Here is a 13,176-nt window from a genome sequence, read left to right on the forward strand (position 1 = left end):
CCCCGTGCGCGACCTGTCCGGCGGGCAGCGCCGCCGCGTCGAGCTCGCGCGCACGGTCTGCGCCCCCTCCGCCGTCGTCCTGCTCGACGAGCCCTTCACCGGGCTGGACGACGCCACGCGGCGCGAGGCCGCGGCCTTCGTCGTGCGCCATCTGGACGGGCGCGCCCTCATCGCCTCCACCCACGACCGCGAGGACGTCGCGGCGCTCGGGGCGCGCGTGCTCGCCGTCCGCTGAGACGCCGCTCGGGCGGCCGGGTCCCGCCCGCGGCCCGCGGGACGGCGCCCCGGCCCCGCCGTCTCACCCCTGCTTTGCATCGAACATCTGTTCCCTTCTGTGGTATACTGCCCCTACGTGAGAGGTGCGGGCCGAAGGGACCCGCCCCGGGCGGCGGGCGGCATCGCCTCCGCGCCGGGGCGGCGGGTCCGTGCCGAGACGAGCTCGGGGAAGGAGGGCCCTTGGGAACGTTCGACCGCTACGCCCCGTTCATCCAGGACTTCATCTACAGCCACGATTGGGAGAGTCTGCGCTCCATCCAGGTAGCCGCGGCGCACGCCATCTTCGATACGGATGAGAACGTCCTTCTGACCGCGCAGACGGCCTCGGGCAAGACCGAGGCGGCCTTCTTCCCCATCCTCACGCAGTTCTGGGAGGATCCCCCGGCCAGCGTCGGCGCCCTCTACATCGGCCCGCTCAAGGCCCTCATCAACGACCAGTTCCACCGCCTGGACGACCTGTGCGACGAGGCGGGCATTCCCGTCTGGCACTGGCACGGGGACGTGGCGGCCTCCCATAAGCACCGCCTGCTGAAGCAGCCCTCGGGCATCCTGCAGATCACCCCCGAGTCGCTCGAGGCCCTGCTGCTGCACCGGCACTCCGCCGTCGGGCGCCTGTTCGGCGACCTGCGCTACGTCGTCATCGACGAGGTCCACTCCCTGCTGCGCGGGGACCGCGGCGGGCAGACCCTCTGCCTGATCGAGCGCCTCTCGCGCATGGCGGGCGTCAACCCCCGCCGCATCGGGCTGTCCGCCACGATCGGGGACCCCGAGCGCACGGGCGCGTTCCTCTCCTCCGGCACGGGGCGCGGCTGCATCATCCCGCGCTTCGAGGAGCCGCGGCGCACCTGGCGCCTGTCCATGGAGCATTTCTACATCACCGGGCCCCAGGCGACGCAGCGCGCCGCGGAGGCGGGTGCCGCGGTGCCCGCCGAGGTCGTGAGCTGCGAGCGGCTGGGGGCGGGCGGCGAGAAGGCGGTCCCCGACCTGGAGGACCTGCTCGACCGGGCGCAGGGCGCCGAGACGCCGGCCCAGCTGGCGCCCGCGCGGGGAGCCGGCGGCGCGGCGGGGGCCGGCGCCGGGGGACAAGGGGCGGACGGGGGGCGGACGGACCCCGAGGTGTCCGTCCCCGAGGTCTCCGAGACCGAGCTCATGGCCCCGACCGACACCGCGCCGGCCGACGCCGACCCGGGGCTCGCCTACATCTTCGAGCACACCCGCGGGCGCAAGTGCCTCGTGTTCGTCAACTCCCGCGAGGAGGCCGAGGCGGTCTGCACCGTGCTGCGCCAGTACTGCGAGGCGCGGCGCGAGCCCGACCGCTTCCTCATCCACCACGGCAACCTGTCCGCCTCCTTCCGCCAGACCGCCGAGGAGCTGATGCGCGACGAGGAGGTGGCGCTCACGACCGTGACGACCGCGACGCTCGAGCTGGGCATCGACATCGGCAGGCTCGAGCGCGCCTTCCAGATCGACGCCCCCTTCACCGTCTCGTCGTTCCTGCAGCGCATGGGCCGCACCGGCAGGCGCGACCTCCCTCCCGAGATGCACTTCGTGATGCGCGAGGAGCAGCCCGAGCCGCGCTCGATGCTCCCGGAGACCATACCGTGGAAGCTGCTGCAGGGCATCGCGCTCGTGCAGCTGTACCGCGAGGACAAGTGGGTCGAGCCGCCCCAGCTCGACCGGCTCCCCTACAGCCTGCTCTACCACCAGGTGATGGCGACCCTCGCCAGCTGCGGCGAGCTCACCCCCGCCGAACTCGCCGGACGGGTGCTCACCCTGTCCTACTTCCACCGGGTCACCGCCGACGACCTGCGCGTCCTTCTGCGCCATCTGATCGAGACGGACCATGTCGAGCTCACCGAGGGCGGCGGCCTCATCGTGGGGCTCGCCGGGGAGCGCATCACGAACTCCTTCAAGTTCTACGCCGTGTTCCAGGAGAACGAGGAGTTCACGGTGCGCTGCGAGTCCTCCGAGCTCGGCACGATCGTGAACCCGCCACCCGCCGGGGAGCGCATCGCCATCGCGGGCCACTGCTGGATCGTGGAGGAGGTGGACTGGAAGCGCCACCTGGTCTACTGCACGCAGGTGAAGGGGCGCGTGCCCGCGTACTTCGGCGACTGCGCGGGCGATATCGACACGCACGTCCTCGACCGCATGCGCCGGGTCCTCACCGAGAGCTGCGGATACCCCTACCTCATGGCGAACGCGCGGGCCCGCTTGGCGCAGGCGCGCCATGTCGCCGCCAACGCGCATCTGACGGACCGCCCGCTCATCAACCTGGGAGGCGACACCTGGGCGCTGCTGCCGTGGCTGGGCAGCTACGCCTTCCTCGCCCTCGAGCGACTGCTCAAGATCAGGTGCGCCGGCGAGCTGGGCCTGAAGGGGCTCGACCCGTCCCGCCCCTACTTCATGCAGTTCCGCATGAAGGCGGATGAGGCGACCTTCTACCGGGTGGTCGCCGAGCAGGCACGGGCGGACTTCGACCCCATGGAGCTGGTCTACCCCGGAGAGGTACCCTACTTCGACAAGTACGACGAGCTGCTGCCCGCCGAGCTCGTGCGCAAGGGCTTCGCCGAGGGGGTCCTCGACATCGAGGGCATGCGCGAGCGCGTGGCGGAGTGGGAGCGCGCCTTCGCCTAGCTGTCGCCCCTACAGGGTGCCCGTGAGGACGCACGCCTCCGGGTCGTACCCCTCGCCCAGGATCTGGGAGGCGAGGTCGCGGCAGTAGGCGGCGGTGAAGTCGCCGCAGCCCTCCGCGTTGCGCACGTAGTTGCGCGCGGCGAGCTCCTCGGTGTAGTCGGACAGGCGGTAGACGCTCATGTCGGTCCCCAGGGCGCGGTGCGTCACCAGCGGCGTGAGGGAGTACCCCGTCACGCGCGCGCCCTCGGGGCCCTTCTCGAAGGTGAGCTTCGCCATGCCGCCGACCATCCGCGGCTTCTCGATCTGGCTCGACACGAAGTTCCCGAGGGACCAGAACACCGGCACGCGGCGGCCGTCGGGACCCTCCAGCAGCTCGACCGGCTGCAGGACATGGGGATGGGTGCCGATGATGGCGTCGACGCCCGCGTCCACGAAGTCGGACGCCCAGCGCGGCTGGGCGTCATCCGGCCGGTAGACGTACTCCGTCCCCCAGTGCGGGCAGGCGACCACGATGTCGGCCCCCGCCTCCCGGGCGCGCGCGACATCGGCCGCGATGTCCGCGTCGCGCAGGATGTTCAGGCACCAGCGCTTGTCGGCCGGCGGGCTGAGCAGGTTGGTGATCTCGGTGTAGGAGACGATCGCGACCTTGATGCCGTTGCGCTCGACGATCTTGGGCTCGAGCGCCTCCTCCTCGGTCGCGGCGATACCGGGCACGACCACCTCGGGGTGCGTGCCGTGCCAGTAGTCGAGCGCCCAGCAGATGCCGTCGAACCCATGGTCGAGCGCGTGGTTGGTCGCCGACACCGCGACGTCCACCCCCGCCTTCACCTCGGCGTCGCCCAGCTCCTGGGGGCTGTTGAAATACGGGAAGTCCTCGAGCCCGTGCTCGGTGCCGCCCAGGATCGTCTCCTGGTTCACCATGGAGATGTCCGCGCCCGAGAACTCGTCGGCGAGGTTCGCGAAGAAGTGGTCGTAGTTGTACGTCCCGTCCGGACGCGCCCCGCTCTTCCAGACGCTCGTGTGGATGAGCATGTCGCCCACCATCATGAGGGTGGCGCTCGTGGATGCGGGCTCGCTGTCGAACACCGTCGCGAGCTGGAAGCGCGGCGCCTCGGCCTCCCCGGAGGGTCCGGCGCCGGGGAGCAGCGAGCAGCCGGCGAGCAGGGGCGCCGCGGTCGCGGCCGCCAAGGATGCGACGAGGCCGCGGCGCGTCACGCCCCGGATCCCCCGACCCGCCTCATCGCGCGCATCGCGCCCGCCTGTGCGCATCATCTCAACCCCCGTCATCCGGTTCCCACGCCCCCATCATAGCAGGAAGGGGCCCGCATCCGGACAGGGGCCCGCCCGCGGGCGCGGCCCTCAACGGATCACATCGCCTAGGAACCCCTCGTCGAAGGGGACGGCGCCTGCGAGGGGGTAGTCGGCGTCCGACGCCGCGACCAGGTAGTTGTCCTCGCCCCCGTATTCCTCGTCGCTCACCGGCACCACCTTGACGTAGGCGAACACCTCGGTGAGCGTGGCCACCGAATCGCGCAGGAAGCCCAGGTCGCGTCCGTCGTCACGCGATACGACGTTCGCGAGGTAGACCCCGCCCGGGGCGAGCCGCGCATGGGCGGAGCGGACGGCGTCGAGGGCCGCGAGCGCGCGGACCGGCTCGGCGCCCGAGAAGGCGTCGCTCACGATCGCATCGTACGGCTCCCCCGTCTCCCCGAGCACCGCGAGCCCGTCGGCGCAGCGCACGCGCAGGCGCCCCTCCGCCAGCTCCTCTGCCTCGTCGAGGAAGAACCAGCGCCGCGCCGCGCCGATCACCGCCGGGTCGATCTCGACGACCTCCACCTCGACCTCGGGATGGCGCGCCACGGCGTGCTTGGGCCAGGCGAAGCCGCCCCCGCCGATGGCGAGCACCCGGCGCAGCCCGTGGCCGAACCGGTCGCGCATCTCGCCCTCCGCGTCGAAGGCGGCGTCGAAGGCGCGCTGGTAGGCGAAGACCGGGTCGAAGCGGCGCCCGTCCAGGTAGGTGGCGGACTGCCACACCCCTCCCAGCGAGAGGACGCGGATGCGCGAGCCGTCGGCGGCGCGGCGCGTCCTGACGAGGGCGAGGCCGGCGCCGGTCCGCACCGGATGCGGCATGAAGCGCAGCCACGCCCACGAGATCGCGACGGCGGCCGCGACGATGACGGTCAGGGCGACCCCGGCGGGTCCGGAGACTCCGGCGAGCTGGAAGGCGAGCGCCACCACGAGGATGAGGACGGTGCCGGTCACCTGCTCGAGGACCTCGCGCGGCGAGCGGCCGAACGGCGGGCTGACGGGAGCGTCGACGATGCGCTCGTCGGACGCCGCATGGGGGACGGGTCCGGCGACGGGCCTTCTCCGAAGGATCATCTAGAGCCTCCTTTGCTGGTACAGCCCGTGGTCCGTGAACCCGAGCTGTCTGTAGTATTCCCGCGTCCCGACGGCGCTGATCACGTTGATGCGGTCGTAGCCGGCATCCCGCGCGAGCTCGCACGCCCGCTCGACGAGCGCCCGTCCGAGCCCCAGGTGCTGCGCCGCCCGGCCCTCCGCGCCGACGCGCGTTGCCATGCCGTAGACGTGCACCTCGCGGATCATCGCCTCGCCCGGCGCGACGGGGAGCTCCGCCGCATGGCGGGCGACGAGAGCGGGGTCGGGCAGCGACAGCCTGAGGAAGCCAGCGATGCGCCCCTCGGGGTCCACCCACTGCAGGAAGCGCTCGGAGGTCCCCTCGGTCTCGTAGGGGACGACGTCGAGGGAGAGCGCGCCGACGTCGACCCCGGATGTCCCGACCTCGCGGAAGCGGATCTCGCGCACCTCGCGGCGGGCGCCGTCGGGGCCGGGGCGCCGCAGCCGCTCCTCGACCATCTGACGCAGGTTGGTCTTGCGGTTCCCCGCCAGGATGTCGCCGGCGGAGAAGTCGCGGATCATGCGCGAGATGCGGCAGTACGCGGGCGTGGCGAGGACGTCGTCGACGAGCACGCTCATGAGCTCGTCGGCCGTGTAGGGTGCCCAGCTGCCGTCGGCGTAGCGCTCCGTGAGGCGCGCGCTGGCGATGAGCGCGCAGGGGTAGAGCTTCACCTCGTCCGGCAGGAAACCCGGGTCGCCGACGAGGCGCGCGAAATCGCGCCGGTCGCCGTCGGGCGTCGCGCCGAGCAGGTTCACCATGGCGTGCGCGTGGACCTTGAACCCGAAGAGGCGCAGCCACGAGAAGGCCTCCCGGATGCGCCCGACCGAGATGCCGCGGTCGTTGAGGTCCAGGATGCGCTGGCAGGTGCTCTGGACGCCCATCTGCACCTTCGTCGCGCCCATGCGGCGGATGAGGGCGAGCGATGCGGGCGAGACGGCGTCGGGGCGCGTCTCGATCACGAGGCCGACCACGCGGTGCGCCGCGGTCTCGTTGGCTCGCTGCGCGCGCTCGAGGTCGGCCATGTCCGCGACCTGCCAGCGCGCCGCCGCGCACCATGCGGGGCTGGCGCCGTACAGCTCGCGCACCGCGCCGTTGTAGGTCAGCGCGCCGTCGTCAACCGCGCGCTGGAACCGGGCGGCGCCGCGCGCGCCCTCCCCGGGGTCGCCCGCGCCCTCCGACGCGTCCCGAGAGGTCCGCGGGTCCACGGCGATACCGCAGGCGCGGTAGCGGGCGCGGCGCTCGACCACGCCCGGCGGGAGGTCGTCCTCGCTCGCCAGGACCGCGCCCGCGTCCTGACCCGGCGCGGCGAGGGCGGGGTTCGCCGCGACGCCCGCGCGGGCGTCGTCGTTCAGGGCGCGGAACAGCTCCGTGACGAACCACGTCTGGTAGGGGGCCGGGTAGTCGCTCCATGTGCCTCCCAGCACGATGAGCTCGATCTTGTCCGTGGCGTGGCCCATCTGGGAGAGCGCCGTCAGGCGCGCGGAGACCTGCAGGTACGGGTCGAAGGCGTTGAGCTCGGCGCGGGCACAGGCGGGCTCGTCGGCGAGGTAGCTCTTGGGCATGCGGACGTCGCTCGGGCAATAGAGGCAGTCGCTGCCGCACGGCCAGGGCTTGGTGATGACGGTGATCGTCGCGACGCCCGACGCCGACCGGCGCGGTTTCATGCGCAGGACGGCGAGCAGCCGCTCCTCGAGCTCCGGCGTCACGCCCCAGGAGGCCCAGCGCTCGGGCTCCTCGCTCCTGACGCGCTGGCAGTAGGGCAGCAGGCGGCGCTTCGCGAAGGCGCGCTTGTCCGCGCCCGTCCGGCGCGCCCGGGCGTTCACCAGCTTGACGAGGGCCGCGTCGTCCACGTTCTCTCCGCGCCGCAGGGCGTCGAGTATGTCCAAGATGATGTCTTCCATGGCCGCATTGTACTATGCGGGAACGGGCCGTCCCCGCGCCGGGGCTACAATGGGGCGAAGGCCGGAAGACGCGGCCGCGCACACCGATCGGGAACGGAGGCCGCCATGGACGAGGCGCTCGCGCGCACGCTGATCGAGCTCGATTGCGCGTTCTACCGCGCGCACGCGGCGTCGTTCTCCGCCACGAGGCAGGCGCCGTGGCCGGGTTGGCAGCGCGTGGCGGACCTCGCCGGGAACGCGCTCGCGCCGGGAAGCTCGCCCGCCGTGCTCGACCTCGCCTGCGGCAACCTGCGCTTCGAGCGGTTCCTCTCCGAGCGCGCCCGCGGGTGCGCGCCCGTCTTCTTCGCCGTCGACTCCTGCCCCGAGCTCGCGACCGCCGCAGACGGGCTCGATGTGCGCTACCGTCGCTCCGACGTCCTCACCGAGCTGCTCGCCGGGCGCGACCCGCTCGCCGGCGTCCCTTCGTGCGACCTCGTCGCCTGCTTCGGCTTCATGCATCACGTCCCCGGCATCGACCTGAGGCTCGGCCTCGCCCGCGCCCTCGCGCGCCGCCTCGCCCCGGGCGGGCTCCTCGCCTGCTCCTTCTGGCGCTTCATGGACGACCCGCGCCTGGCGGCGAAGGCGGGGGCCGCCGATGCGCGCGCCGCCGACCTGCTCGGCGCCCGCGCCGCGCGGCTGGAGGCCGGCGACCACTTCCTCGGCTGGCAGGACGACGCCTCCGCCCTGCGGTACTGCCATCATGCGGGAGAATCGGAGATCGACCGCATCTCCGCCGAGCTCGGCCGCCTCGGCGTGGACGAGATAGACCGCTTCTGCGCAGACGGGCGGACGGGTCGGCTCAACCGGTACCTCGTCTGCCGGAGGCGCTGAGCGCCGGGCGCCGCGCACGCGCACGTGCCGTCCACGGCCGCTTGCCGGCGCATGCCCTCGACGGTGCCGGCATCCCCGCTGAGCTGTGCGGGGATGCCGGGTCCCGCGACCCCGTGCCCGAGCTGTGCTGATATGCCGCGCTTCCCCGCGCCGCATCGAAGGGGGCGCCCGCCTTCGCTACAATGCTGCGCTGCCATCCACGACACCGCTCGCCCTGCGCATGGAGGGACCTCATGGGCATCACGCATATCCGCCTCCCGAAGAACTTCGACCTCGACGAGCGCCTCGAGCGCTACGCCGGCGCCATCGAACGCGACGCCGGCGCCTATAAGGGGCGCTGGGCGGAGGCCTGCTGCCCGCTCGCCGTCGACGGGGGTGGCGCCCTGAGGCGGTACGGCTCCGTGCACCTCGACCTCGGCTGCGGCAAGGGCGCCTTCGTCGTCGCGTGCGCCGAACGGGACCCGGAGGGGCTGTACATCGGGATGGACGCCGAACCCGTCTGCATAGCCTACGCCGCCCAGACCGTGGCCGAGCGGGACCTGCCCAACGCCGTCATCGTGCCGCTCGGCGCCGACGCGCTGGCGCGGGTCTTCGCCGAGGGCGAGCTCGCGGGCATCACGCTCAACTTCCCCACCCCGCACCCCAAGCGGCACCACGCGCGCAAGCGGCTCGTCCACGTCGACCGCCTACTGGCCTACCGCCCGCTGCTGGCGCCGGGCGCGACGGTCACGCTGCGCACCGACAGCCAGCCGCTGTGGGAGTACGCCAAGGGGCAGTTCGACGCCGCGGGGTACCGTGCGCTGTGGACATCGGCCGACGTGGGCCGCGAGCACCCCGGCTTCCCGGAGACCGAATACGAGCGCCGCCTGACCGCACGCGGGGCGGCGGTGTACGGCATCTGCGCCGCGCTCGCACCGGCGCCCTCGCCCGATCGGGTCCAGGCGGGGCGCGACGCCGAGCAGAGCCTCATGGCCTACCTCCCCGACGACCTGTTCTCCCTGGATTACGTGCCGCTCGGCATGGAGGCCGCCGTCGAGAACTTCCGCAACCGCGAGCGCAAGGGCAAGGCGCGCATCCCTGGCGCGGCGGGCTGACTCCGAACCGGTCGGGAACCTGGCTCAGCGGACTGACGCCGAATCGGTCGGGAACCCGGCATGGCGGGCTTGCGGATGGCCGGCACCTGGCCGGCCGGTGCCGCAGAGGACGCCCACCGCCGATCGGATAGCCCCGAAACCCGTAAGGCGCGCTTTGCGCCGCGCATCGCGCCCTGTGGCACACTCGCCCCATGAGCGTTACCGTGTACAGCCATCTCAGCGCCCTGCGCGCACTCCGCAGCTCGCGCACCTGGCGCGGCGAGGTCCCCTGGCGCGCCTGCACCTCGGATGAGCAGGAACACGTCCTCGCCCGCTCGGACTGCCGCAGCAGCGCGACCGACCTCGAGGAGCTTAGGTCACTCGGAATCGCCGCCGACGCCGACCCCGAGTCGGGCGCGCCCCGCGAGCCGCTCGACATCCTCGTCGGGAACGCCGGCTCGCGCGTGCCCCGGATCGGCGTGCGGCCCCATCTGATTTCCAGGCTCCCTCCAGACGGATCGCTGCTCCGCGTATCGCAGGGCGTGTACGTCTGCCGACCCGAGCTGTGCCTGATCCAGCTCGCCGCCACCATCAAGCGCGAGGAGCTGGTCGCAATCGCCTTCGAGCTGCTGGGGCTCTACACGCTGCCACCCGACGGCGACGGGGACTTCAACCCCTGCGAGCCAGCCATGACGCTCGACTCGTTGAAGGATTACCTCGACAGGGCGGGCAGGTTGCAGGGCTCGCGAACCGTCCGAGAAGCGCTCCCCTACCTGCTCGGGCGCTCCCGGTCGCCCCGGGAGACCGCGACGGTCGCCCTGCTCACGCAACCGATCGTCCGCGGGGGCTACGGGCTCGACCTCCCGCTGCTCAACCATACCGTCCAGCTTGACAGCTACGCCCGCGAGCAAGGCGGTCCCCCTGAATACGAATGCGACGCGTACTTCATCAAGGCGCGCGTCGACCTCGAGTACGACAGCGCCCACCACAACGACGAGGAACAGCGCCGGCGCGACACCGCGCGCGACGTCGCCTTCGCCCGTATGGGCATCCTCGTGCTGCGCGTCTCGGCGGCGCAGCTCAACGACCCCGGAAGACTCGAATCCGTTGCACGGATCATCGCCCGAAGGAGTGGCGGCAGGCTGAGGATCCGTTCGTCCGTCTTCGCCCTGCGGCAGGCCCTTCTGCATAGCGCGTTGATAAAACAGCAGGATGCAGAGGATGAACCTGCATCGGATTCCGACTCCGATGAGGAGACGCCGGAGCAGGGTGGTCAATTTCAGCACGAATTGTGAATTACCACCACTTGAGCATCATCTTCGTAGTGCGATGAAGGGGTTTCCCACCCAACATCTTGTATCGGCCCTTCGATGCACGGGAGATCCCGATGCGAAGACAGGCCCGCGCCGGTATGCAGGTTCGCAATTCGCACTGAAATTGACCACCCCCCCCGCTTCGCTGCGGCAGGTACGGAAGGATCGGCCCGAGATACAGGCGGAGGCCCGCCGCCCCGCGCAGGGACGGCGGGCATCGGAGTTCGCTGGCTGGACGAGCGGCGCCGTGTCGAGGCCGCGCAGGGACGGCGGCCGCCGCTTGGTCCATAATGGGATGCGACCGGCGCATCCGCACCAGCGCGCATCATCGGGAGAAGGGCAGCACGTGGCAGACAGCACCGACATCGCATCCTCGAGCGCGAGCTCGTTCTCCGCAGGGACCGGGGCCCTGGCGGCGGGCTCGCTCGGGTCGCTCGCCCCCTGCTGGTGGGAGCCCGAAGACGGCAGCGCGCCCGAGCCGTGGCTCACGCCCGACCAGGCCTTCGAGCGCTTCTTCGAGTGGGCTGCCGACCAGGGCATCGAGCTGTGGCCGCACCAGGAGGAGGCCCTCATGGACCTCGCCGCGGGCGACCACGTGATCTTGGGCACGCCGACCGGCTCGGGCAAGTCGCTCGTCGCGCTCGGCATGCTGTACATGGCCATCGCCCAGGGCAAGCGGGCCTACTACACCGCGCCCATCAAGGCCCTCGTCTCCGAGAAGTTCTTCGACCTGGTCGAGGTGCTCGGCCGCGACAACGTGGGCATGATCACCGGCGATACGCATATCAACACGGCCGCCCCCGTCATCTGCTGCACCGCCGAGATCCTCGCCAACCAGGCGCTGCGAGAGGGCGAGGACTCCGACGTGGGCAGCGTGGCGATGGACGAGTTCCATTACTTTGCCGACCCCGATCGCGGCTGGGCCTGGCAGGTCCCCCTGCTCACGTTGCCGCACGCGCAGTTCATGCTCATGAGCGCCACCCTCGGCGACGTCACGCAGATCGCGCAGGCCCTGTGCGATCGCACGGGCGCCGAGGTCGATGTCGTCGCCGATGCGCCGCGCCCGGTACCCTTGTCCTACGAATACGTCGACACGGCGCTCGAGGGCACCGTCGAGCTCGCGCTGCGCCGCGGCGAGGCCCCGCTCTACATCGTCCATTTCTCGCAGGATGCCGCCCTGTCCACCGCGAGCTCGCTGGCGAACTTCGGCGTCGCGAGCAAGGAGCAGCGCGAGGCCATCAAAGAGGCCGCCAAGGGCACCCGCTTCACCACCGCTTTCGGCAAGATCTTAAAGCGCTTGCTCTCGTGCGGCGTGGGCGTGCACCACGCCGGCATGCTGCCGCGCTACCGGCTGCTCGTGGAGAAGCTCGCGCAGCAGGGGCTGCTGCCCGTCATCTGCGGGACCGACACGCTCGGCGTCGGCATCAACGTCCCCATCCACACCGTCGTGCTCACCGCGCTCACCAAGTTCGACGGGCACCGCATGCGCCGCCTGCGCGCCCGCGAGTTCCATCAGATCGCGGGGCGCGCGGGACGGGCCGGCTTCGACACGGAGGGCTGCGTCATCGCCGAGGCGCCGGAGCACGACATCGAGAACGCCAAGCTCATGGCCAAGGCCGGGGACGACCCCAAGAAGATGCGGAAGATCAAGAAGAAGAAGCCGCCCGAGGGCTTCGTGACCTGGAACGAGGGCACGTTCGACCGCCTCATCGAGGCGGCGCCCGAGACGCTGAAGCCCCGCCTGCGCATCACGCACTCCATGGTGCTCGCCCAGGTCGAACAGGGCGGGGACGCCCGCGCTTACGTGGACGAGCTGATCGGCAGGTCGCTGCAGACGCCCGAGGAGAAGCTCGCGCTGTCGGCCCGCGCCGACGAGATCTTCGCCACCCTCATCGACAGCGGCGTCGTGGTGCGCGATGAGCTCGCGGACGGGACGCCCGACTACACCCTCACCGTCGACCTGCCCGACGACTTCGCGCTCGACCAGCCGCTTTCCCCCTTCCTGCTGGCCGCGCTCGAGCTGCTCGACCCCGAGAGCGAGACCTACACCATGGACCTCATCTCGATGGTCGAGGCGACGCTCGAGGACCCCAAGCAGGTCCTGCGCGCCCAGGAGCGCGCGGCGCGCGACCGCGCGATGGCCGAGATGAAGGCGGACGGCGTGGAGTACGAGGAGCGCCTTGAGCGCATCGCGGACGTCACCTACCCCAAGCCTTTGGAGGACGAGCTCGACGCCGCCTTCTCCGCGTACTGCGAGAAGGTGCCGTGGGCCAACGACTACGCGCTCTCCCCCAAATCGGTGCTGCGCGACATGCTGGAGAGCGCGTCGGACTTCAAGGGCTACGTCCAGAAGCTCGGCATCGCGCGGTCCGAGGGCATCCTGCTGCGCTACCTCGCCGAGGCGTTCCGCTCCCTGGACCGCACCGTGCCGCTCGAGAAGCGCGACGACCGGCTGCGCGACATCATCTCCTGGCTCGGGTTCATGGTGCGCTCGGTCGACTCGAGCCTCGTGGACGAATGGGAGGCGGCCGGGGACCCCGCGGCGCTCGACGCCGCGCCGCCGGTCGCCGCGGACGCCGTGGTGGCGGACCGCCGCGGCTGCACGCTGCTCGTGCGCAACGCCCTCATCCGCCGCGTGAGCCTCGCCGCCGCGGACGACGCCGCCGCGCTCGGCGAGCTCGACGCGG

Annotated in this window: 9 protein-coding genes; 6 read left to right on the forward strand and 3 right to left on the reverse strand. The window is 71.7% G+C overall.

Annotated features, from left to right (window positions below; genetic code table 11):
- Both PHA29_RS09505 and PHA29_RS09510 read left to right on the forward strand, forming a co-directional pair.
- Positions 1–235: ATP-binding cassette domain-containing protein (locus tag PHA29_RS09505; RefSeq protein ID WP_270849368.1), on the forward strand; the 235-nt coding region annotated here is incomplete at its 5' end.
- A 221-nt stretch (positions 236–456) separates the two neighbouring features.
- Entirely contained in the window at positions 457–2,913 is a 2,457-nt protein-coding gene (locus PHA29_RS09510; RefSeq protein ID WP_270849371.1) for a DEAD/DEAH box helicase, read from the forward strand.
- Positions 2,914–2,922: 9 nt separating this feature from the next.
- Here the strand turns inward: PHA29_RS09510 and PHA29_RS09515 are convergent, their stop codons facing one another.
- From PHA29_RS09515 to PHA29_RS09525, 3 genes are all read right to left on the reverse strand, one after another.
- A complete protein-coding gene (locus tag PHA29_RS09515; RefSeq protein ID WP_270849372.1) occupies positions 2,923–4,185 on the reverse strand; it encodes a CapA family protein in 1,263 nt (420 codons plus the stop codon).
- A gap of 87 nt (positions 4,186–4,272) precedes the next feature.
- Positions 4,273–5,295, reverse strand: coding sequence for a spermidine synthase (locus PHA29_RS09520; protein ID WP_270849374.1), 1,023 nt, complete (start codon positions 5,293–5,295; stop codon positions 4,273–4,275).
- Complete coding sequence (locus PHA29_RS09525; protein ID WP_270849375.1) at positions 5,296–7,233, reverse strand: elongator complex protein 3; 1,938 nt, start codon at positions 7,231–7,233, stop codon at positions 5,296–5,298.
- Positions 7,234–7,338: 105 nt separating this feature from the next.
- Here PHA29_RS09525 and PHA29_RS09530 point away from each other — a divergent pair, with 105 nt between their 5' ends.
- The 4 genes from PHA29_RS09530 to PHA29_RS09545 form a co-directional block, all read left to right on the forward strand.
- The gene (locus tag PHA29_RS09530) at positions 7,339–8,103 is read left to right on the forward strand and encodes a class I SAM-dependent methyltransferase (protein ID WP_270849376.1); all 765 of its coding nucleotides are present in this window, start codon (positions 7,339–7,341) and stop codon (positions 8,101–8,103) included.
- Positions 8,104–8,336: 233 nt separating this feature from the next.
- Positions 8,337–9,197, forward strand: a complete 861-nt coding sequence (gene trmB / locus PHA29_RS09535) for a tRNA (guanine(46)-N(7))-methyltransferase TrmB (protein WP_270849377.1) — start codon at positions 8,337–8,339, stop codon at positions 9,195–9,197.
- Positions 9,198–9,388: 191 nt separating this feature from the next.
- Positions 9,389–10,471 carry an endonuclease domain-containing protein gene (locus PHA29_RS09540; protein ID WP_270849379.1) on the forward strand — a complete coding sequence of 361 codons (1,083 nt, stop codon included), beginning with the start codon at positions 9,389–9,391 and terminating at the stop codon, positions 10,469–10,471.
- A 313-nt stretch (positions 10,472–10,784) separates the two neighbouring features.
- A partial coding sequence (locus tag PHA29_RS09545) for a DEAD/DEAH box helicase (protein ID WP_408612048.1) occupies positions 10,785–13,176 on the forward strand: 2,392 nt, incomplete at its 3' end.

Source organism: Candidatus Collinsella stercoripullorum (genome assembly GCF_027669965.1).
Lineage (GTDB): Bacteria > Actinomycetota > Coriobacteriia > Coriobacteriales > Coriobacteriaceae > Collinsella > Collinsella stercoripullorum.

Bases quoted from the DNA above. Each gene is read 5' to 3' on its own strand.
- PHA29_RS09530 (WP_270849376.1), top strand. From the start codon at position 7,339: ATGGACGAGGCGCTCGCGCGCACGCTGATCGAGCTCGATTGCGCGTTC.
- PHA29_RS09540 (WP_270849379.1), top strand. From the start codon at position 9,389: ATGAGCGTTACCGTGTACAGCCATCTCAGCGCCCTGCGCGCACTCCGC.
- PHA29_RS09520 (WP_270849374.1), bottom strand. From the start codon at position 5,295: ATGATCCTTCGGAGAAGGCCCGTCGCCGGACCCGTCCCCCATGCGGCG.
- PHA29_RS09515 (WP_270849372.1), bottom strand. From the start codon at position 4,185: ATGATGCGCACAGGCGGGCGCGATGCGCGCGATGAGGCGGGTCGGGGG.
- trmB (WP_270849377.1), top strand. From the start codon at position 8,337: ATGGGCATCACGCATATCCGCCTCCCGAAGAACTTCGACCTCGACGAG.
- PHA29_RS09525 (WP_270849375.1), bottom strand. From the start codon at position 7,233: ATGGAAGACATCATCTTGGACATACTCGACGCCCTGCGGCGCGGAGAG.